This is a genomic window from Meiothermus taiwanensis WR-220 (assembly GCF_003568585.1).
GTDB classification, from domain to species: domain Bacteria; phylum Deinococcota; class Deinococci; order Deinococcales; family Thermaceae; genus Meiothermus; species Meiothermus taiwanensis.
In genome coordinates, this window is record NZ_CP021130.1 from 1,238,281 (window position 1) to 1,258,438 (window position 20,158).

At 64.1% G+C, this 20,158-nt stretch carries 18 protein-coding genes; 7 read left to right on the forward strand and 11 right to left on the reverse strand.

From position 1 onward, the window contains the following. Nucleotides 1–12: 12 nt before the first annotated feature. The 3 genes from MTAI_RS06190 to menC form a co-directional block, all read right to left on the reverse strand. Nucleotides 13–1,122 (reverse strand): amidohydrolase family protein, encoded by a 1,110-nt coding sequence (locus MTAI_RS06190; protein ID WP_027886764.1) that lies wholly within the window; start codon nt 1,120–1,122, stop codon nt 13–15. A gap of 68 nt (nt 1,123–1,190) precedes the next feature. After that, nucleotides 1,191–1,988: a GNAT family N-acetyltransferase gene (locus MTAI_RS06195; RefSeq protein WP_027886763.1), complete on the reverse strand. Its 798-nt coding sequence runs from the start codon at nt 1,986–1,988 to the stop codon at nt 1,191–1,193. Between the two features lie 5 nt (nt 1,989–1,993). Beyond that, nucleotides 1,994–3,109 carry an o-succinylbenzoate synthase gene (gene menC, locus MTAI_RS06200; RefSeq protein ID WP_027886762.1) on the reverse strand — a complete coding sequence of 372 codons (1,116 nt, stop codon included), beginning with the start codon at nt 3,107–3,109 and terminating at the stop codon, nt 1,994–1,996. A 122-nt stretch (nt 3,110–3,231) separates the two neighbouring features. Here menC and MTAI_RS06205 point away from each other — a divergent pair, with 122 nt between their 5' ends. Further along, nucleotides 3,232–4,656, forward strand: coding sequence for a pyridoxal phosphate-dependent decarboxylase family protein (locus MTAI_RS06205; RefSeq protein WP_027886761.1), 1,425 nt, complete (start codon nt 3,232–3,234; stop codon nt 4,654–4,656). Next, entirely contained in the window at nt 4,646–5,323 is a 678-nt protein-coding gene (gene mnmC2, locus MTAI_RS06210) for a tRNA (5-methylaminomethyl-2-thiouridine)(34)-methyltransferase MnmC2 (protein WP_027886760.1), read from the forward strand. The genes MTAI_RS06205 and mnmC2 overlap by 11 nt, the downstream gene beginning before the upstream one ends. Here the strand turns inward: mnmC2 and MTAI_RS06215 are convergent. The 5 genes from MTAI_RS06215 to MTAI_RS06235 are packed head-to-tail and all read right to left on the reverse strand — an operon-like array spanning nt 5,320 to nt 12,500. Further along, nucleotides 5,320–6,903, reverse strand: a complete 1,584-nt coding sequence (locus MTAI_RS06215) for a cation:proton antiporter family protein (RefSeq protein WP_027886759.1) — start codon at nt 6,901–6,903, stop codon at nt 5,320–5,322. The two genes, mnmC2 and MTAI_RS06215, sit on opposite strands and share 4 nt — an antisense overlap. Nucleotides 6,904–6,963: 60 nt before the next feature. Then, complete coding sequence (locus MTAI_RS06220; RefSeq protein ID WP_027886758.1) at nt 6,964–7,482, reverse strand: hypothetical protein; 519 nt, start codon at nt 7,480–7,482, stop codon at nt 6,964–6,966. A gap of 60 nt (nt 7,483–7,542) precedes the next feature. Beyond that, nucleotides 7,543–8,856: a tRNA uridine-5-carboxymethylaminomethyl(34) synthesis GTPase MnmE gene (gene mnmE, locus MTAI_RS06225; RefSeq protein ID WP_187388615.1), complete on the reverse strand. Its 1,314-nt coding sequence runs from the start codon at nt 8,854–8,856 to the stop codon at nt 7,543–7,545. Between the two features lie 60 nt (nt 8,857–8,916). Next, nucleotides 8,917–11,208, reverse strand: coding sequence for a DEAD/DEAH box helicase (locus MTAI_RS06230; protein ID WP_027886756.1), 2,292 nt, complete (start codon nt 11,206–11,208; stop codon nt 8,917–8,919). Nucleotides 11,209–11,222: 14 nt separating this feature from the next. Further along, nucleotides 11,223–12,500, reverse strand: a complete 1,278-nt coding sequence (locus MTAI_RS06235) for an MFS transporter (RefSeq protein ID WP_027886755.1) — start codon at nt 12,498–12,500, stop codon at nt 11,223–11,225. Nucleotides 12,501–12,626: 126 nt separating this feature from the next. Here MTAI_RS06235 and MTAI_RS06240 point away from each other — a divergent pair, with 126 nt between their 5' ends. The 5 genes from MTAI_RS06240 (at nt 12,627) to MTAI_RS06260 (ending at nt 16,515) form a co-directional block, all read left to right on the forward strand. Next, complete coding sequence (locus MTAI_RS06240; protein WP_036196807.1) at nt 12,627–13,133, forward strand: TlpA family protein disulfide reductase; 507 nt, start codon at nt 12,627–12,629, stop codon at nt 13,131–13,133. Nucleotides 13,134–13,333: 200 nt separating this feature from the next. After that, entirely contained in the window at nt 13,334–14,017 is a 684-nt protein-coding gene (locus MTAI_RS06245) for a DUF2461 domain-containing protein (RefSeq protein WP_027886753.1), read from the forward strand. Further along, nucleotides 14,014–14,403: a M67 family metallopeptidase gene (locus MTAI_RS06250; RefSeq protein ID WP_036196804.1), complete on the forward strand. Its 390-nt coding sequence runs from the start codon at nt 14,014–14,016 to the stop codon at nt 14,401–14,403. Before MTAI_RS06245 ends, MTAI_RS06250 begins: the two co-directional genes overlap by 4 nt. A 109-nt stretch (nt 14,404–14,512) precedes the next feature. Continuing rightward, nucleotides 14,513–15,313 (forward strand): HesA/MoeB/ThiF family protein, encoded by an 801-nt coding sequence (locus tag MTAI_RS06255; RefSeq protein ID WP_043983334.1) that lies wholly within the window; start codon nt 14,513–14,515, stop codon nt 15,311–15,313. Between the two features lie 59 nt (nt 15,314–15,372). Next, the gene (locus tag MTAI_RS06260) at nt 15,373–16,515 is read left to right on the forward strand and encodes a citrate synthase/methylcitrate synthase (RefSeq protein ID WP_027886750.1); all 1,143 of its coding nucleotides are present in this window, start codon (nt 15,373–15,375) and stop codon (nt 16,513–16,515) included. A 177-nt stretch (nt 16,516–16,692) separates the two neighbouring features. On the opposite strand, the gene aat is transcribed toward MTAI_RS06260, so the two are convergent. From aat to MTAI_RS06275, 3 genes are all read right to left on the reverse strand, one after another. Continuing rightward, nucleotides 16,693–17,301: a leucyl/phenylalanyl-tRNA--protein transferase gene (aat, locus tag MTAI_RS06265; protein ID WP_027886749.1), complete on the reverse strand. Its 609-nt coding sequence runs from the start codon at nt 17,299–17,301 to the stop codon at nt 16,693–16,695. A 63-nt stretch (nt 17,302–17,364) separates the two neighbouring features. Then, on the reverse strand, nt 17,365–19,122 hold the full coding sequence (locus MTAI_RS06270) for an ATP-binding protein (protein WP_027886748.1): 1,758 nt from the start codon (nt 19,120–19,122) through the stop codon (nt 17,365–17,367). Between the two features lie 16 nt (nt 19,123–19,138). After that, nucleotides 19,139–20,083 (reverse strand): hypothetical protein, encoded by a 945-nt coding sequence (locus tag MTAI_RS06275; RefSeq protein ID WP_027886747.1) that lies wholly within the window; start codon nt 20,081–20,083, stop codon nt 19,139–19,141. Nucleotides 20,084–20,158 lie beyond the last annotated feature (75 nt).

The following is a 20,158-nucleotide window of genomic DNA, read 5'->3' on the forward strand; positions in this document are numbered from 1 at the left end:
CCTACAGGGCCACTACCAGGATTGTACCTGTGAAACCGGTGTTCCGCGGGTGATACGGGGCGGCTCGAGGCCCAGCACCCGGTAGCCGTTGCGGGTGGCGGCCCGCACCAGCACCCGGGGATCCACCCGCTTCCACAGGAAGAGGGCTTCGTTGCGCACATCTAAATCGGGGCTGCTGCTGCGTGAGTCGGTGCCCAGGGCGGGCTCGAGGCGGTGCTTCAGGTACAGCTCCCAGGGCATCTGGCCGCAGCCCAGGGCCTCGTTGCTGCGCGGGCAGGCGACGACACGGGTGCCCGACTGGGCCAGCATCTGCACCTCCTCTTCATCCACCTGCACCCCGTGCACAATCGTCAGGTGCGGCCCCAGCACCCCCAGCTCGGCCAGATAGCGCACAGGGGTCAGGCCGGGGACTTCCTGATAAGCAGGAAAGCCGTACTGCAACGGGATTTCCTGTAGCGCCCCACTGCCCTGCGTCATCAAGACGGTTTCCTCGGGGCTTTCGGCCACGTGCATCTGCAGGGGGAAGCCCTCGAGCCGGGCTATCTCGACCAGCTTTTTGAGCAGCTCTCTGCTCACGTTGTAGGGCGTGTGGGGTGAGAGGCCCACCCGGATGAGGCTGTTTCGCTTGCGCCAGTTCGACAACTGGGCGGCTATTTTGCTCGCCACCAAATCGGCCTGGTCGGGGTTGCGGTTGATCACCTCCAGATAGACCACCCCCGGTAGGGGGCTGTGCTCCACCAGCCACTCCACAACCTCCGGCCTGTAGGCGATATCCCCAAAACCCCCCACCCCCAGGGCCTGCAGCTCCCCCAGGCCCTGGGCGGCCGCCTGCGGGGTGCGCCAGCGGTCATGCTCGATCACATGCCTGATGAAATCGGGGTAAGGGCCGCGAAAGTAGGGAACCGTGGATAAGTCCAGGTGGGTGTGGGCATTCACCGTCGGGGGTGTGAGGGCCTTGCCTTTGTGAATCTGCGGTGCCTGGGGGTAGGTTTGCCTGAGCTCGGCCAGGGGGCCCACGGCGGTCACGTGGCCGCCCACCACCACCAGGCCCCCCTCGAGCATGGGGGTGCCGAAACCCACGTACACCACATCGGCTGTCCAGATTTCCGGTTCAAGGGTCAAGGTTGCCTCCCAGTAAAGTACCCGGCGGCATTTCGGTCGCCGTGGCGTCTTTCCGTCGAGTTGGGTTATCAGCCCTCCACCCGTTCCAGCACGTAGCGGTTGGGGCCGCGCACGAAGTCTACGGCGCGGTAGCCCTGGGCAAAGTAATGCCCGAAAACCTCCCGGCTGTGCAGCCGCCACGCCAGGGCCAGTGCGGGGTCGGTCTGCAAAATATGGCCCCAGTCTTCGGGGATCTGCACCAGGATTCTAGGGTCGCTCAGGCCCCGATGAATCTCGACAGGCACCTGCTGCTCGAGGCGGTTGGCGAGTGGAAGGCCCGCTACCTCCGGGGTAGGCGCGGGTGCATAGATCCGCTGAAACACCCTGGGGGAGCGCAGTTCCCACACCGCATAGGCCCGGTCGGAGGGGGCCCCGGCGTTGATGCCGCCCATGGGGCCGTAGCAGTTGGGGATGTAGCGATTGAAGGTGGCCCCCAGCTTGCGCAGGTTGAAATGGGCGTTGAGGCCCCGCAGCGGGTCGAAGGTCCAGACCACCCGCTCGTAGCCCCTAGAGAGGGCCCAGTCGCGCTGATACCGCTTGAGCAGGAGCCCAATCTGGCTGCCCTGAAACTCCGGCAGAACCCCGGCCATGTGCGAGTGGTGGTCGCTGGGGCGGTCGGTGGGAAAGCCGAAGATGAAGCCCACCAGCCGCTCGGGGGTGTGGGGCTCGAGGAGATAGGCCCCCGCCAGCAAGGCCCCCTCGTGCACCAGGGCCATCAGGGTGCCGCTGCGGATGGTGTCGCCCGGGTCGTTCCAGATGGCCTGCTCGAGCCGGGGAATCTGCATGATCTCCTCGGGTTCGTGCAGTTCACGGATGACGATCTTCATACCCACTACGAACGGTTGGCCGATAGATACGCCGATTTCTCGGTGAGGTTCTGGATCAGGTCGCGCTTGAGGGTCACACCCAGGCCGGGGCCTTGAGGCACGGGCATCATGCCGCCCAAGGCCTCGAGCGGCTCTTCGATGATGTCCTCCTGCCAGTAGCGGCTGGCGCTGCTGGTGTCGCCGGGCTTGATAAACATGGGCAGGGTGGCCACGTGGATGTTGGCGGCCCGGCCAATGCCGGCCTCCAGCATCCCGCCCATCCAGACCGGCAGGCCGTAGCTCTGGGTGATGTCGTGGATTTTGCGGCTGGCCAGGATACCCCCCACCCGCGCCGGCTTGAGGTTGATCACCCGCCCGGCCCCAATCTCCAGGGCTTTGCGGGCATCCTCGGGCGAGGTGATGGACTCGTCCAGGCAGATGGAGGTGGAGATGGACGCCTGTAGCTTGGCGTGGTCGAGGATATCGTCGAAGGCCAGGGGCTGCTCGATATAGTCCAGCCGGGCGGCGTCCAGGGCCTTGAAGGTGGCGATATCGTTGAGGCTGTAGGCCGAGTTGGCGTCCACGGTGAGGTTAGCCTCGGGGTAGGCCTCGCGCACCGCCAGGGCCAGCTTGACGTCCCAGCCGGGCTTAATCTTGAGCTTGATGCGCTTGTAGCCCTCGGCCAGCCCCTTGCCCACCTTCTCCAGGGTGGCCTCGAGGCTGGGCTCGATGCCCAGGCTGATGCCCACCGGAATCTCGCTGCGCACCCCACCCAGGATCTTCCAGAGGGGCTGCCCCAGGCTTTTGCACCACAGATCCCAGAAGGCCATCTCCAGGGCGGCCTTGGTCATCTTGTTGCCCCGGAAGCCGGCAATCTCGCCCCAGAGCTGCTCGGGGTTGGCGAAGTCTTTACCCAGCACCTTGGGGATCAGAAGCTCCTCCAAAAGCGCCCAGGCCCCCGGGATGGTCTCCTCCCGGTAGTGGGGGGTGTACTCCATCACGGTCTCGGCGTAGCCCTCGAGGCCCTCGCCATAGAGTGTCAGAACCACGATATGGCGCTCGGTCTGCACCCCAAAGGAGGTCTCGAAGCGAAACTTGAGTGGTAGGGAAATAAGACGGAGCTCGGCGGCTTCGATTTTCATGTCCGTATGCTAACGCTCGGGAGGCTAAAAGCCCAGAGCGGAGGCAGTGCATACCAAGGTTGAGCGGTTCCATCTTCTGGAATGGTTTCCGCGCCATGCTGCGATGGGTTAGTCTTTAAGCCATGTCGCCCGAAGAGTTCAGACGTCTGGGGTACAAGCTGATCGATTTCATCGCAGAATACCGTGCGAGCCTCGAGGCCCTGCCGGTGATGTCGCAGGCTGCCCCCGGAAGTATCAAAGCCCTCTTCCCGGCTTCACCGCCCGCGCAGGCTGTGGGGCTGGCGGGGGTGCCGCAGGAGCTCCGGGCTTTATTCCCGGGCCTGACCCACTGGCAAAGCCCCAATTTCTATGCCTGGTTTCCCTCCAACGCCCCACTTTCCTCGGTGCTGGCCGATCTGGTGGCTGCGGGCCTGGGGCAGACCGGCATCACCTGGCAGGCCAGCCCGGCCCTGACCGAGGTGGAGGAGGTTATGACCGACTGGCTGCGTCAGATGTTCGGCCTGCCCGATTATTTCCAGGGGGTAATCCAGGACACCGCCTCCACCGGTACCCTGGTCGCGCTGCTAACCGCCCGGGAGTGGGCGACCGGCCAGTCCCAGGATCGGGGTGGGCTGCAGGCCGAGGCCCGGCCCCTTACGGTCTATGTCTCCGATCAGGCTCACAGCTCGGTGCCCAAGGCGGTTTTGCTGGCTGGTTTTGGGCGCGAGAACCTGCGCCTTATCGAGACCGATCAAGACCACGCCCTACGCGTGGACTTGCTCGAGGCCGCCATCGAGCGCGACCTGGCCGAGGGACGAAAGCCCTGTGCAGTGGTGGCGGCGGTGGGTACCACCAACACCACCGCCATCGACCCGGTGCGCACCATTGCCGGGTTGTGCCGGAAGTACGGCCTCTGGCTGCACGTGGATGCGGCCATGGCCGGTGCGGCCATGATTCTGCCGGAGTGCCGGGGCCTGTGGGATGGTATCGAGCAGGCCGACTCGATCGTGATCAACCCTCACAAGTGGCTGGGGGTGGCTTTCGACTGCTCGCTTTACTATGTGCGTTCGCCTGAGCACCTGATCCGCGCCATGTCCACCAATCCTTCTTATCTGCACTCGGCAGCGGATGGTCAGGTAAAGAACTACAAAGACTGGGGAATACCGTTGGGGCGGCGTTTCCGGGCCCTCAAGATCTGGTTCACCCTGCTCGACCAAGGGGTTGAGGGCCTGCAAGCCCGGCTAAGGCGCGATATAGCCAATGCCCGCTGGCTCGAGGCCCAGGTTCGCCAGACCCCGGGCTGGGAGTTGCTGGCACCGGTACCGCTGCAGACCCTGTGCCTGCGTTACAACCCGGCCGGTCTGAGTCCGGCGCAGGTGGATCGGCACACCCAGGACTGGGTGGCTCGTATCAACCGTTCTGGCCGGGCCTTCCTGACCCCAGCCCTGCTCAAAGGGCGCTGGATGGTACGGGTCTCGATTGGGGCTGAGTCCACCGAACGACACCATGTGGAGTCGTTGTGGGCCCTGATGCAGCAGGAGGCCCAGAGGGTGCAAATTGAAAGCTGAATCCTTCGAGCCCTTGCCCACCGCAGACGGCTCGCCCACCCTGGTGCACCCAGCGTTTGGCGAGGCGTACAGTTCGTGCCATGGGGCCTGGATGCAGGCCAACGAGCTGTACCTCAAGCTGACCCAGACCCATCTGCATCCCTCGCCGAGGGTGCTCGAGGTGGGCTTTGGGCTGGGGGTTAATTTTCGGGCAACGCTGGAACGCTGTCGGGAGCGCGGGGTGTATCTGGAATACCTGGGCTACGAGGCTTTTCCGGTCTCGAGGGCGGTGCTGGCCTCGGTAGAGATGCCGCTTTCGGCCCCGGCGCAAAAGGTATGGGAAGATCTCCTCGAGGGCTGGCCGGCAGAGCCCCATAGGCCTTTTTGCCTGGAGGGGGCCTGGGGGCGGCTCGAGGTGCGTTTTGAGGACGTGACACAGGCCCTTTTGCCCAACGGCTGGGCCACTGCGCTCTACCTCGACCCCTTCAGCCCCAAGGTCAACCCCGAGCCCTGGCAGCCCGATGTTCTAGAAAAGCTGTTCTGGGCCGCTCGGGGGGGTGCACGGCTGGCCACCTACTCGGTGGCGGGGGCACCTCGCCGCGCGCTGGCCGCAGCCGGTTTCGTGGTGAGCAAGGTGCCAGGCATAGGAAAAAAGGCCTGGTTGGTGGCCGAACGCCCTGAAGTCTAACCCTTGGCTGGCTCTGCCTCGGTGGGTCTGGGGTCTTCTGCCTCCTCGAGCGGGTTGATGCCCAAAGCCCGCTCGGCCAGGCGTTCCCCGGCCTCGGCAAAGGGCCTGGAGATGAGGTTTGCACCGGCTTCTTGCAGGAGTGGATCCTCCTCGCGGTGGTAACTGGTTGCGGCGATTACCCCCGAAAAGCCCCGCTGCTTGAGCCCCCGGGCGGCCCGAAGCTTGGCCTCGAGGTCGGGTAGGGTCAGCAGCACCCCGCGCAACCCCTCCAGATCAATGCGTTCCCATAGCTCGGGGTCTTCGGCGTCGCCGTAGCGCACCTGGCGCTTTTTGGCCCGGTGGAACTCGAGCTTACCTTCGTCGGCGTCGAGCCCCAGCACCCGGTAGCCCTGTCCGGCCAGCATTTTGTAGGCGGCCCCACCCGTGCGGCCCATGCCCACTACCAGCCACTCGGCCCCGCCCAGGCTGGTGGGTTCGTCGTCGGCGTGCAGGCCCTTGCGCTCAAAGCGCAGCAAGAACCGCTCGTAGCGCTGAAACAGGTTGTGTACCGAACGGTTGAGTGGAGCTGCCAGGGCCAGCGATACCGCCACCACCAGGCCCACCAGCTGGCTCCAGGACTCCGGCAGCAGACCCCCTTCCACAGCGGCCACACTGGTGATCAGGGCAAACTCGCTGTAGCTGCTCAGGGATACGCTGGTTACAAAAGCGGTACGGGCTCGCAGACCGAAAAGGACAAACAGCACAAAAAAGAGGGCGGCCTTGAGGGGGAGCAGGAGTATAAACACCAGCGCCAATGGGAGCGCCGAGGGGGAAGGCAGACCCATCAGCCCGATTTGCAAGAAAAAAGCTACCAGGAAGGCTTCTTTCAGGCCCCACAGGGTGCGCGATAACTCGGAGGTTTGCGGGTGGCCGGCCAGGGCCGCGCCTATGAGCAAAGCGCCCAGTTCGGGCGATACCCCCAGGTGCCGGGCCAGGCTGGCCCCCCCCAGGGCCAGGCCCAGGCCGTAGAGCAACAGCAGCTCGTCGTGGCCGCTTTTTTCCAGAATCCAGCCCACCACAGGTCGCAGCAAGGGCAGGGCCAGCAGCAGCAGCGCCCAGGGGGTGGGGTTTTTGACCCCCGCGTAGGCCAGCAGACCCACCGCGACCAGGTCTTGTAAGACCAGAATTCCAACCGCCACCCGCCCGTGAAAGGTGGAGAGCTCGCGGCGGTCGTCGAGCAGCTTAACCGCCAGCACCGTACTGGAGAAGGCCAACCCAATCCCTAAAAAAAGCGCGGCATTGGGGCTTATTCCCAGCGCAAGGCCGATCAGACCTGAGAGCAGGCCAAAAAGCACCAGATGAAGGCCCCCTACGCCCAGCACCTCCAGGCGCACCAGGCTGGCAAAACGGAGCTTCAAACCGACCGTGAATAGCAGCAGCAGTACGCCCACGTCGGCTATCTGTTCCAGCAGGGGGCTGTTCTGGTAGCCCAGGCCCCACAGCGTGAAGCCTGCCCCAAGGTAACCCACCAGCGGTGGCAGTCCAAGACGGCTTGCAAGCAAGCCCAATCCATAGGCGGCTCCAACCCATGCCAGCTCCATGCCTCAATAATAGGGGACGATCCCCGCTGTATATGCGGGCCTCGATCGTTTGTTTTGCCCTTAGTAGCGCGACTTTTTTGCGGCGAACACTCCGAAAGGGGGCTGGCCCAGCCGTCGCGCAAGCCGGGGCATCAGGATGAGGTCTTTGTTGTGGAGCCAGAGCGCATCCAGCAAGGCTTGCGCTAAGAAGCCGGCGTTGGCGTAGCGCCGCAGCGGTACACGGATGGCCTGGCCTTCGGCCCCTATGAGCACCAATTGCATACCCCCGCCCAGGATATCGCGCAAAGCATCCACGGCCTCCACGCGGGGGATAGGGTGCTCCTCCCAGCGGCCAAAGCTCCGGATGCGCAGGTGGGTGGGGGTGACCTCGAGCCCGCTCAACCAGCCCTCGTCGATCCCCAGCAGCACCATGTACACCCCCAGCAGCCCAAACAGAATCACCGACCAGCGCGGCTCCACCCCCTGCAGCCAGGCGGCAGCGCACAGAGCCACCAGGGCAAGGCCCATGGCCACCAGCCCCAGCGCAACCAGGTAGGTCTGCACACCGCGTTTCGAGACCACGGCCTTTGACGCACTCATGGCGGCAAGTTTATGGTGCTCTGGCCTCGGGTACAAGCACCCGCCGGGATTGCTCGAGGCTTACTTCCCCACGCAAAAGTTGCGAAATACCCGGTCGATCACCTCTTCCGAGACATCCTTACCCAGGATCTCGGCCAGGGCCTCCAGGGCCTGCTCAATGGAGAGGGCGGCCAGGTCTTCGGGCGCTTGCAGGGCTTCTTGAAGCTGGGTCTGGGCGCGGCGCAGGGCCTCTACGTGGCGTTCGTTGCTGATCCACAGCTCCCCCTCGGGGGCCTCGCCCAAAAGCCGCCGGTGAATCTGCTGGCGCAGCTCCTCCAGGCCCAGCCCGGTCTGGCTCGAGACCCTCAGGTACGAGGGATCATGCCAGGCCGGGGCCAGGTCGGCCTTGCTGGCGACCTTGAGGGTGCGTTCCCAGGGGAGCGGGGGCGGGGTGGGGTGGGGCTGGCTCTGGTCGGCCAGGTAGAGCACCAGGTCGGCCTCCTGGGCGATCTGCAAGGCCCGCTCCACCCCGCTTTTCTCGATTACGTCGTGGGTTTCCCGAACCCCGGCGGTGTCCACCGCCACGATGGGCACCCCGGCGATCTCCAGGGGGGCCTCGAGGTAGTCGCGGGTGGTGCCGGGGATGGGGGTGACGATGGCCCGTTCGTAGCCCAGCAGGGCGTTGAGCAGGCTGGACTTGCCCGCGTTGGGCGCACCCACCAGGGCAATGCGGGCCCCTTTCTGGGCGATGCGCCCGGCGGGGGCGGTGGCCAGCAGGCGGTTGATCTCCTGCAGTACGGGCTCGAGGCCGGCCTGGATCTGGGCGGGTTCGACCCCTTCCTCGGGGTAGTCCAGCCAGGCCTGGATATGCGCCAGCAGGTCGAAAAGCTGCTCTGAAAGGCGGCTGATCTTTTGCGACAGCCCCGCGCTCAGTCCGCGCAGGGCCTGCCGCCGGGCGGCCTCCGACTCAGCCTCGACCAGGCTCAGCACCGACTCGGCCTGGGCCAGATCCATTTTCCCGTTCAGATAGGCGCGCAGCGTGAACTCGCCGGGCTGGGCGGGGCGGGCCCCCAGCTCAAACAAAACCTGCAAGACCCGGCGCAGCACCGCCGGCGAGCCGTGGGTTTGCAGCTCGGCGCTGTCCTGGCCGGTGTAGGAATGGGGCCTGCGAAACACCAGCAAGAGCGCCTCGTCCAGCACTTCCTGGGTGTTTGGGTCGCAGATTTTCCCGTAGGTAAAGCGCCCGCCCGGCAGCTGGCTGGGGTTTGTGCCCTTCCAGAGCCTCGAGACCAGCTCCAGCGCCCCCTCCCCCGAGACCCGCACAATCCCCACCGCGCCTTTACCGGGCGGCGTGGCGATGGCCGCAATTACGTCGTTGAGCGAAGGCAGACCCACAGGCGTTTAGTTTATGCGGGGCAGGGCCGGGTCAATGAGGGTTAGGGCAGTTTTTCCGGGTCAGTTGGGTTCTCCGGTACGGTAGCGCGTGCTGAGGGCCTCCGCCAGCCACAGCGCGCTTTGTTTGTGCAGGAACTGGTTGCCGTTGCCGCACTTGGGCGAGAGGATGCAGCGCGGGCAGCCCTCCTCGCATGGGCAGCGCTGCAGCAGGTCGCGGGCGGCCCGTATCCAGCGGGGAAACTGCCGTGCCGCTCTGCGAACATACCCCACCCCACCCGGATAACCGTCGTAGATGAAGATGGTGGGGCCGCTGCCCGAGGGCAGGGGCCGGGGGTAAAAGGGGTACGAGACCCCCCCAATGTCCTGCCGTTCGGCCAGCACGAAGAGGGGCAATAGGCCAATCAGGGTGTGCTCGAGGGCGTGGAGGGCCGAGGGCACCAGGGCCTCGGTGAGGAGGTTCTGGTCGGGCCAGCGCGGCTCTACCGGGTTGCCGATCTGTGCTGTTGGCAAGACCGCCAGGCCCTCGCAGGGATGGAACCAGACCGCCTCGGTCTGGAAGGTGAGCTCCGGCATCAAAAGCGGGACTTCCTCCAGCACCACCTCGCTGACGAAGCGCTTTTTGACGTACCCGGTCACCCGCTCGCGTAGCAGCACCGACCCCACCCAGACCCCCTCGAGCACCTCCTCGCCCTGCAGCACCTCGATCTCGGTCTCGGCCCGGGGCTGGGTGTAGTAGTCCTCGAGGCCCGGCAGAAGCACAATTTCCCGCCGCTCGGGATCGAGGTTGCGTACCAGGTAACTCTCGCCCTGGTGCAGGTAGACCGCGCCCGGATGGGCCTCCCAGTAGGCCTGGCGCTCGTCTAAAGTGCCCAGCAGTTTCCCGGTGTTGTCGCGCAGGCTAAAGGTTTTGCCAAAGCCGCGCAGGATCAGGGCCTGGTGGGGGTTGCGCACGGTGGAGAAAAGCCGGCGGTGCTTTTCGATGAGGGGGGGTTGGATGTTGTGCCAGGGCTTGTAAAAAGCATCCTGCTCCGGCGGTAGGGCGATGGGCAGCTCCCGCGCGGCGCAGTGGGCGTGCAGGGGAAAGAGTGTGGGGTTATCGGGGTCGGCGACGGCCGACTCCGGTGCGCTTTGCAGAAGCAGCTCGGGGTGTTGCTCGAAGTAGGCGTCCATGGGGTCCTCGCGGGGTATCCAGAGCACCAGCGAGCGTTGCCGTCCGCGTCCGGCCCGACCGGCGCGCTGCCAGAAGGAACTCACCGAGCCCGGATAGCCCAGCAGCACCACCACATCCAGCCCCCCAATATCCACCCCCAGCTCGAGGGCGCTGGTGCTCACCAAGACCCGAACCGTGCCGTCCTGCAGGGCCTGTTCCAGCTTTCTGCGCTCGGCTGCGGTGTAGCCGGCCCGGTAGGGGCGCACCCGCTCATGGGCGGCGTAGCGGGCGACCAGCTCGGCGGTGCGGCGGGCGTTGGTGAAGATCAGGGTGCGCAGCCCCTGCTCGGCGGCGTGGCGGGCCAGCAGGGCGGCCTCGAGGTTGGGGCTGCGGCGGTTTTTGCCTTCCCTGTCCAGGGCCTTGGGCACCCAGACCCCAAACTCGCGCTCGGCCCCCCTGGGGCTGGCGGTGATCTGCACGAACTCCAGGCCGGTGAGGCTCTGGGCGTGTTCGGCGGGGTTGGCGATGGTGGCGCTGGCCGCAATTACCTGCGGCCTGGCCCCGTAGTGCCAGGCCAGCCGCAAAAGCCGTTGCAAGATCAGGGCGGTATGGGAGCCAAACACCCCCCGGTAGGCGTGCAGCTCGTCCAGCACGATGTAGCGCAGCCGGGCCAGAAACTCCGCCCACTCGCCGTGACGGGGGAGCAGGCCAAAGTGCAGCATATCGGGGTTGGTGAGGAGGGCGCGCCCCTGCTCGCGGGCTTTTTTGCGCTGGGCCTCGGGGGTGTCGCCGTCGTAGGCATAGATTCGCTCGGCGACCTCGAGCACCCGGCCCATCCGCCGCAGGCGCTCCAGCTGGTCGTGGGCCAGGGCCTTGGTGGGGTAGAGCAGGATGGCGGTCTGGCCCTCGAGCAGCGCTTTGAGCACCGGGGCCTGAAAGACCAGGCTCTTCCCCGAGGCGGTGGAGGTGGCCATGACCAGGTGCCGGCCCTGCTCAATGGTTGCAAAAGCCTCGGCCTGAAAGCTGAAGGGTTGCAGCTCGAGCGCGGCCAGCACCCCCGAGAAAGTCCCAGTGTAGGCCACTTTTTGCGGCGGTGCGGCGGGCAGCAGCCGCACAAAGGCCAGCTGCCCCGCATAGCCCTCGAGGTCGTGCAGCCATTCAGCGTAGGAGGAGTAGGGAAGTAAAGCCTTGGGCAACGACATGCTGCAAACGTGGATCAGGGACGGTAGTCGCCGGGCTGCTGTTCCCGCACCAGAAACAAACTGTAAAGCGGAACCAGCACCAGGAGCGCGCCAAAAAAGCCCAGCATGTGAAGATCAAACCCCTCCACAATCAGCCCGCCCAGGAGGGGCAGGCTCATGCCGGCGACGTTGGACCACAGGTCGAGCACCCCGATGGCCTGGCCGCGCCGGGTGGGGGGTGTTACGTCGGTCAGCATGGTGTTGGCGCTCAGAAAAGCCCCCGACCAGCCCAGCCCCACCAAGAAGGTGCCGGCGGTGATCACCCAGTAGCCTTCACCCAGCCCCACCAGCAGGGCCCCCAGCCCCGCCACCGCCAGCCCCGCCATAATCACGGGCTTGCGGCCCAGCCGGTCGGCCAGGCGGCCAATGGGCCAGGAAAAGGCGAACATCCCCATCACGTGCAGGGCTACCGAAAAGGAGATTTGCGAAAGGCTGCAATCCAGGGCCTTGAGGGCCAGCGCGGTCATGGCCATCATCATGACCATCTGCCCTTGCACCGTGACCGCCGTGAGGATGGCCGCCGCCCGGACGCGGGCCAGGTCTTTTTGCTCGAGGCCCTCCGAAGCCGAGGCCGTGCCCTGTAAAGCCCAGGCCGGGTAATACCGGGCGGGCTCGAGGGCCATCTGCTTGGGGTCGGGCTGGATGCTTCGCACCAGCAAAAAGCCCGGCAGAATCAGCGCCGGTACCAGCAGCCAGGCCAGGGCAATCTCGTTCAAACCCAGGGCCAGGCCCAGGTGCTCGGCCACCCAGACCAGCAGGGGGGAGAGGCCGGCTCCGAACAAAGAGCCCATGGCTACCAGGCTCAGCCCCTCGGCCCGGCGGCTGGGAGGGTACATGTCGGCCGCCGCTACGCGCATCTGTTGCACCGCCCCCACCCCGCTGCCAAAAACTAAAGCCCCTGCACAGAACAAGGCAAACGACCCCAGCAGGGTGGCGGTACCAATCAGCAAGGCCCCCACCAGGGCCAGCCACAAACCCAGGTACAGCCCGGCTTTTCTTCCGCGCCGGTCGCTCATGCGCCCAACGTAAAAGGCCGTCATGACCCTGGCCAGTGATAAAAGACTGGTGGCTAAGCCTGCAAAAGCCGCGTTGCCCAGCAGCATCACCACCTGGATGGCCCCAAAGGTGGGCACCAGCTGGATGCCCGCGCCGTTGATGGCCTGGGTGATGGCCAGCAGCCAGGTGTTTTTGCGCACCTGTGCGGGAATGGGCACTACGCTGTCACTGGATTGTGCGGAGGAATGAGCGGACACAAAGGCAGTATACGCCCGGCTTCACGCACTCCACCCCACCGCCCTCAAAACGGGGTTCTGGCCTACCGGTTGGAGCGTGTGAGCGTGCACACCCCGAGTAGGCAGGCCCTGCTAAACTTGAATGCGATGGAAGCTGCTCCTAAAAAACTCCCCCCGGCTTTGCAACTGGGCATCGTCGGTCTGATCGCCGTTGGATTGGTGGCCCTGGCGCTGTTTTCCAATCCGCCGCAGCGGGCGGGCGATCTGCCCCAGGCCCAGTTGGTTCGCCTGGATGGTAGCAGCGCGGTCTTGCGCAGTGGAAAGCCCACCGTGCTCACGGTCTGGGCCACCTGGTGCACCTACTGCCAGCGCCAGCTCCCCGAGTTCGAAGAAATGGCCCGCCAGCGGCCCGACGTGCAATTCGCCTTTGTCAACGATGGCGAGCCGGCGGAGCTGGTGCGCCGGTTCCACGACACCCGGGGCTTTTCCAGCGCGGTGGTCTATCAGGATGCGCTGCGCACCGTTTCCAGGTCGCTGCGGGTAAACGGCTATCCTTCCAACTTTTTCTACGACTCCAAAGGCCGGCTGGTGGGGGAGGTGCGGGGCTATATGAGCCCGGAGCAGCTCCAGGCCGCGCTGGGCCAGCTCAACTAACTACGAACCCCAAAGATGGCGTCAATTCGGAAGGTCAGGCACGGGGTTCCTAGCAATGGTTCTATCTGCTAGGGCGAAGGCCCTGCCTGTCGAAACGGAACTTCTTAGCCGGAAATGGGTATTTGTCTATCTGGTGAGCCGAGCGTCAACTCGAGCCTCCCCAACAATTACCAGATCCCACCCTGGCTACTGTGACTGATATGGCGGCTTTGCTCACCGGAAAGCAAGCATATTTTTCCCCCGAGCTTTTCCATTTTCTGATCGAGCTGCGCTTCAACAACCGGCGCGAATGGTTTCAGGCCAACAAACCCCGCTACGAGGCCCTGGTGCGGCAGCCGTTTCTGCGCTTTATCGCCGATTTCGCCCCTCACCTGGAAAAAATCAGCCCCGATTATGTAGCAGGCCCCCGGAGCCTCTTTCGCATCCAGCGCGACACCCGCTTCAGCGCCAACAAAGCCCCCTACAAGACCCACGCCGCAGCCCAGTTTCGCCACCGGCTGGGGCGGGATGTGCACATGCCAGGCTTTTACCTTCACCTCGAGCCCGACAACTGCTTCTTAGGGGCCGGTATCTGGATGCCCGAGCCGGAGAACCTGCGGCGCATCCGGGCGGCCATCGCCCGCCAGGATCCCCGCTGGCTGCGGCTGCGCAGGCGGCTCGAGCTCGACGGGGAGGGCAAGCTCACCCGCCCGCCCAGGGGTTACCGCCCCGACCATCCCCTGATCGAAGACCTCAAGCAGCGAAGCTTTACGGTTTCGTATCCCCTTGCCGAAGAGGTGGTCACCTCGGGTGAACTGCTCCCAACCGTAGAAAAAGTGTTTCGTGATCTGCTGCCGCTCAATCGGTTTTTGAGCGAGGTGTTGCTGCTGCCTACCGAGCCATGATGCTGCGGCTACCCAAGGCCTGCCTCGAGCAAACCCTCGCTTACCTGCGCTCGGCCCTGCCCCACGAAGGTGTGGGCCTCTGGGTGGGCCGGGCCGGGCGGGTGGTGGAGTTCTGGCCCCTGCGCAACGTTCACCCGCGCCCCTGCGAGCGTTACGAGGCCGACCCCCAGGCCCTTGTGGAAGCCGTCCGGCGCATTGAGCAAAGGGGCCTCGAGCTCGTTGCCATTGTCCACTCCCACCCCAGCGGCCCGCTGCTGCCCAGTGAAGCGGATCGGGCGCAGGCTTACTGGCGGGTTCCCTACGTCATCTTTGATATGCGAACCGGAAACTTCCGGGCTTTTTGCCTGCCACAAACAGAAGAGGTGCCGGTCTGGCTCGAGGAATGATGCTGTTTGCGCTTGAACCCTTCACCGCCCTGGGTGGGCCTGGTGCAGACGGAACCGCTTTGTGGATACGCTCTGGGTTTCGGATAAGCGGGTTGGCTATAGTGCTGGTATGTGGAGCAAAGAGGAACTAGACCGCTACGCCCGCCACATCGTGCTGCCCGGGGTGGGGGGGGCCGGCCAGGCCCGGCTCAAGCAAAGCGCAGTGCTGGTGGTGGGGGCCGGGGGGCTGGGCTCGCCGGTCTCGATGTACCTGGCCGCGGCGGGGGTGGGTCGGCTGGGCCTGGTCGAGATGGATCGGGTGGATATTTCCAACCTCCAGCGGCAGGTGCTCTACGACACCCCATCGGTGGGGCAACCCAAGGCCGAGGTAGCCAGAAGCCGCCTGGAAAGCCTCAACCCCCATATCCGGGTAGAAGCCCATGCCGAGCGGATTACCTCCGAAAACGCCCTTGGCCTGCTGCAATCCTACGATCTGGTAATCGACTGCACCGATAATTTTCCTACCCGCTACCTGCTGAGCGATGCCTGTGTGCTGCTGGATAAACCGCTGGTGTATGGGGCCATCCACCAGTTCGAGGGCCAGCTTTCGGTATTTCACTACCAGGGAGGCCCCTGTTACCGCTGCCTGTTCCCTGAGCCGCCCAGGCCCGGCACCGTCCCCAACTGCGCAGAGGCCGGGGTGTTTGGCGTTCTTCCGGGGGTGATTGGCAGCCTGATGGCCACCGAGGCTCTCAAGGTGTTGCTGGGGCTGGGGGAGGTGCTCTCGGGCAAGCTGTTGCTCTACGACGGCTTGCAGGCCCAGTTTCGCCGCCTGAGCTTTCCCCGCCGCCCGGACTGCCCGGTGTGCGGTGAGCAGCCTAGTGTATCTACACTGCAAGATTATGAGCTTTGGTGCGGAATTTCCGTGTAAGAACGCGATACAATACACAGGCTAGCCCCGACCGCGGTCAGGGCACTGAAGGAGCGATTATGAGTGCAACTGTTGCGATTGCTCGAGGTCTAGAGGATGTCATCTTCACCGAAAGTAGCCTGTGTTTCATCGATGGCGACCAGGGCCGCCTGTACTACGCGGGCTACAAAATCCAGGACCTCGCCGAGTACTCCACCTTCGAGGAAGTGACCTACCTACTGCTGCACGGCCACCTACCCAACAAGGCCGAGCTTAAGGCCTTTAGCGCCAGGCTGGCCTCGCTGCGGGCCTTGCCAGCCTCGGTTATCAAACAAATCAAACAGTTCCCCCGCGACGCCCACCCCATGTCCATGCTGCGCACCGCGGTGAGCGAGCTGGGCATGGTCGACCCCACCGAAAGCGACGTCTCGCCCGAGGCCCTGTACGAGAAGTCGCTCTCCCTCATCGCCAAGTTTGCCACCATCGTGGCCGCCACTAAGCGTCACCGTGAGGGGCAAAAAATTCTGGCCCCCCGCAAGGGCCTGTCCCATGCGGCCAACTTCCTCTACATGTCCACTGGCAAGGTGCCCAGCAAGGAAGAAACCAAGCTGATGGATGTGGCCCTGATTTTGCAGGCCGAGCACGGCTTCAATGCCTCCACCTTTACCGCCATCGCCACCTACTCCACCCAGGCCGACATCTATAGCTCCATCGTCGCCGCGGTGGGGGCGCTTAAGGGGCCCCGGCACGGCGGTGCCAACGAAGCGGTGATGAAGATGATCGCCGAGATCGGCACCCCCGAGAACGTCTCGGCCTGGCTGGCCGATCTGCAGGCCAAGAAGGGCCGTGTGATGGGCATGGGCCACCGGGTCTACAAGTCCTACGACCCCAGGGCTGGGGTGCTCGACAAGTACGCAGGGGAGGTGGCCGCCAAGCAGGGGTACAGCAAAGAGTACGCCATCTTGAAGGAGCTCGAGCGCCAGGCGGGGGCCATCTACAACCCCAAGGGCATCTACCCCAACGTGGACTTCTACTCCGGGGTGGTGTACTCCGACCTGGGCTACCCCCTCGAGTTCTTCACGCCCATCTTTGCGGTGGCCCGCATCTCGGGCTGGTGTGCCCACATCCTGGAGTACACCAAGGTAGATAACCGCTTGCTGCGCCCCGACTCCCACTACACTGGGAAGCTAGACCTCCCCTACAAACCCCTGTCTAAACGCTAAGGTTCTTGCTTTGTGCAGCGGATGGCTCCTGAAGGCCATCCGTGTTTTTTTCTGCCGGTACAGCCATAGGTGCCGAACCAACCCGACCGAAGGGAGTGCTCTAGGATTCAAAAAGATAGCCTCTGGAGGTCTTTGCTTTGGAAGATTATCTTTTTGAATCCGGTATCACGGGCCGCTCTAGCCCACAAACCGGGCCGGCTTCTGGATGGCCCGCAATAGCTGCTGGCGAAACTCGAGGGGGTCTACCTCGATGGCACCGAAGCGGGCTAGGTGGGGGTTTTGCACCTGCACATCAAAAATCTCGAAACCTCGAGCGCGCAGGTGCTCGACCAACCGTACCATAGCCACCTTGGAGGCGTTGGGAACCCTGTAAAACATACTGTCGCCAATGAAGGCCGCCCCCAGGGCAACACCCAGGATGCCGCCTGCAAGCTGGTTGCCACACCAGGCCTCAAAGCTGTGGGCAAAGCCGTATTGATGAAGGCTTATATACAGCTCGGCCACCTCCGGGGTGAGCCAGGTTTCGCTGGAATACGTCCAACCCCGGGTGGCACAGCCCTCCAGAACCCCTACAAAATCGCTATTGATTCGCATTTCAAAACGGTCGCTGTTTAAGACCCGCCTCAGACTGCGGGGAATGTGAAAGCGTTCGTCGAGCGGCATCAGCGCGCGGTAGGGTGTGCCGTAGGCCCGCTGGTCGAACCAGCCGATGCCATGCTCGATTCCCAGGGGAAAATACCCCTGGGCGTACATGCCCAGTACAGCTTGCAGGTTGCTCTTATCCACAAACGGAGCTTTTGGGGCGGACTCCTTTGCCATCAACAGGCCATAGGGCTGTTACAGCCAGAATTAGTCTATCAGCCGGGATAAGGTATGCGCTGAGACATCCTCCCACACCTCGTCTTTTTTCATGGCCCAGGCCGGCAGCGGAAAGGTGAGGGCCAGCGGCACCGGCACCTCGGGCTGGTGGATAATCATGGTTCCTTGCGGCAAGATTACCGCCCGCTGGCGGAAGGAAGGAGGCAGGTAGCGGTACTCGGGCCGCTCGGCCTCGGCAGCGTCGAGCCGGCCTACCACCCGGATGGCGGCGTTGCCGACGATGCGGCTTTCCACCTCGGAGGCGGTTTGTTGCGCGCCGATCAGAATCACCCCCAGGCTGCGCCCGCGCTCGGCGATGTCCAGCAGGATGTCTTTGATGGGGCTTTCACCATCGCGGGGGGCGTACTTGTTGAGCTCGTCCAGCACCACAAACACCCGGCCGGCGTAATCGCCCCGCTCTTTGCGGCCAAACACCTCCCGCAAAATGGAGCCCACCACAAACATCTGTGCCTGTGCCGAGAGCTGGTGAATGTCCACCACGCTGACCTGGGCCTGGCCGCCTAGGGGGTTGGGTCTTTTGCCGGGTTTATCCCCTCGGATCAGGTGCTCCACGTTGCCAATGGAAGCCCGCAGACGCCGCACGAAGGCCTCGAGGGTGCCTCGAGCCTGCCGGGCTGTCCAGCGCGGGTCGCCCTTCTGCTTTTCTTCATCGTCGGCAGACTCGGGCCCCAACAGCTTGAACTCGATGTAGCGCACCAACTGGGCAAAGGTGACGATCTTTTGTCGTCCCAGCTCATCAAATGGCACCTGGGCTTCGCTGGTCGAAAGCTCATCCGACCAGTCCTCCACCAAAATGTGGGGGCCCCGCTGGCTTTGCTTATCGTTCCCATCGCCCACCAGGCGGCGCAGGCGCTCGGTTACCTGGTCAATCAGAAAGCCCAGGTTGCTCATGGCCCCCCGGTCGGTGAAGAGGAAGGGCAGCAGGCCCTCGCGGCAGAACTGCACCAGGTCCCAGTAATAAGGGCTGGCTTCGCTGCGGCTCACATCGGCCAGAATATCGCCGGGGGTTTTGCGGGGCGGAGCCAGGAAGGCCACGCTGCGGAAGGCCTGGGCGGGCAGGCCCAGCTTTTGGTAGGCGGCTCTGGCCTCGTCGTTCAGGCCGCTGTTGTCCTTGTCGAGGTAGAAGAGATCCTCCCCCTTGACGTTGAAGATGAGGGCCTTGGTGTTGGCTTTCTGCCGGTTGGCGGATGACTGAAAAATGCTGTGCAGCAGGAAGGTGGCGTAGCTGGTTTTGGCGGCCACCCCCGAGACCCCCGAGATGTTGACGTGCCCGCCCTTGAAGCCGTTCAGAAACTCGAAGTTAATGTAGGCCACCTCGCCGTTTTTCAAAAGACCCACCGGGAGTTTTTGTTCCTGCATCCGGTCGTAGTACAAAGCCAGCCCCAGCGAGTCGTCCTGCGCCAGATAGACCGGTGCACCGGGGTCGGGGGGTAGGTATTCCTCCGGCATAATCCGGGTCACCTGCACGTGTGCGGCGTAGGAGAGGCTCACCGGCAGCAGGTCGCGCCGGGCCAGGAACACGTCGGTATCGAAGGGGCTTCCCTCGTAGAACTTGATCACCTGATCCACCATGCCGTAGTAGCACACGCGGCCTTTGCTTGGGTCGGGGTGGGGAAACTCCACATAGACCAGATCGTCGAGGCGCAGGTACTGCCCCTCTTCGACCGCAACCCAGAAATCCAAGGCCTTGGCTTCGCGGCTACCCAATACCATGCCTACCGGTTTCACAGTTTCCCTCCCGAGTCTAAGCAAATAGCGCTTGCACGATTCTACGCCGAACCACCTCGGCCTGCCCCAGGTGCCGACCCAGCCATTGCTCCAGGCCGCCGATGGGGATTAGGTTTTGTGGTGCGCGCGGATCCTTAGCGGGTGAGGAGGCCAGGGCGCAAAAAAGGCTGACTGAAAGATCGGCCAGTCGAACCGCCTCGCTGGGCTCCTCGGTGGGGGTCTCGATGCGCAGGAGGGCCGCGCCGCTGTAGAAGGTGCTGTTTGGCTCCAGGGGCAGTCGCACGTACCACGAGAACACATCCAGCGGACGCCTCAAGGCATAACCGGGGATCTGAAATATGGGGGTGCGCTGGTAGGGTTGTAACGCATACAGCAAAGCCTGCTGTTGGGGCCCCAGGTAGGTTGCGGCCTGGGTCTTGGTGTAGCCCAGCAGCCGCCCAGGTGCGCTGTAGTCTTGCGCGCCGAGGTAGATCTGTCCATCCACGATCACCAGGCCGCCCTCGAGCCCGTTCACCAGAAGAGCTTCCAGGCGACGCATTTCCTCGATGACCTTGCTGCGCAGGCTGGTGGGGTCGGATTTTGCAGTCCGAATGGGTTCGTAGTGCTCGAGGCCAGGGGGTAGGGGTTCCTCGAGGTCGCTGCTGTGCAGCAGGATGTGGCGCTTCATTGGGTCTCCCACCGGGCGGATGCCAGCCCCATCCCGCAACACCGCCCCTGCAATCACCGTTGCCAGCAGGGCCCGCCGGCCCCGTGAATCGGCGATCTGGGCGTCTATGCGCTGGCGGCCGTCCACCAGGTACACAACCGGCCAGTCCTGCGGCGCGACCCTTGGGGGTGTATGAGCCACCCAGTCGCCCTCGTAGTGGATTTTGATCTCCTCGAGGCCGCCGGCTTCATCCTCACTGGCTATGCGTTCAGGCAGCGCATACTCAGGGTTCCAGGCTTCTAGCTTCCAGGCCATAAACCCAATCTACAATATTTTGTTTTTTACGAAAATAGTAGAATGAAAATGTAGAAAACATACGACCCCTTGCTC

What these genes read in the sequence shown, in the direction of transcription:
- MTAI_RS06260 (WP_027886750.1), top strand. Translation starts at nt 15,373, where the DNA reads ATGAGTGCAACTGTTGCGATTGCTCGAGGTCTAGAGGATGTCATCTTC.
- MTAI_RS06215 (WP_027886759.1), bottom strand. Translation starts at nt 6,903, where the DNA reads ATGGAGCTGGCATGGGTTGGAGCCGCCTATGGATTGGGCTTGCTTGCA.
- MTAI_RS06220 (WP_027886758.1), bottom strand. Translation starts at nt 7,482, where the DNA reads ATGAGTGCGTCAAAGGCCGTGGTCTCGAAACGCGGTGTGCAGACCTAC.
- MTAI_RS06245 (WP_027886753.1), top strand. Translation starts at nt 13,334, where the DNA reads ATGGCGGCTTTGCTCACCGGAAAGCAAGCATATTTTTCCCCCGAGCTT.
- MTAI_RS06195 (WP_027886763.1), bottom strand. Translation starts at nt 1,988, where the DNA reads ATGAAGATCGTCATCCGTGAACTGCACGAACCCGAGGAGATCATGCAG.
- menC (WP_027886762.1), bottom strand. Translation starts at nt 3,109, where the DNA reads ATGAAAATCGAAGCCGCCGAGCTCCGTCTTATTTCCCTACCACTCAAG.
- MTAI_RS06240 (WP_036196807.1), top strand. Translation starts at nt 12,627, where the DNA reads ATGGAAGCTGCTCCTAAAAAACTCCCCCCGGCTTTGCAACTGGGCATC.
- MTAI_RS06230 (WP_027886756.1), bottom strand. Translation starts at nt 11,208, where the DNA reads ATGTCGTTGCCCAAGGCTTTACTTCCCTACTCCTCCTACGCTGAATGG.
- MTAI_RS06275 (WP_027886747.1), bottom strand. Translation starts at nt 20,083, where the DNA reads ATGGCCTGGAAGCTAGAAGCCTGGAACCCTGAGTATGCGCTGCCTGAA.
- MTAI_RS06255 (WP_043983334.1), top strand. Translation starts at nt 14,513, where the DNA reads ATGTGGAGCAAAGAGGAACTAGACCGCTACGCCCGCCACATCGTGCTG.
- MTAI_RS06205 (WP_027886761.1), top strand. Translation starts at nt 3,232, where the DNA reads ATGTCGCCCGAAGAGTTCAGACGTCTGGGGTACAAGCTGATCGATTTC.
- MTAI_RS06250 (WP_036196804.1), top strand. Translation starts at nt 14,014, where the DNA reads ATGATGCTGCGGCTACCCAAGGCCTGCCTCGAGCAAACCCTCGCTTAC.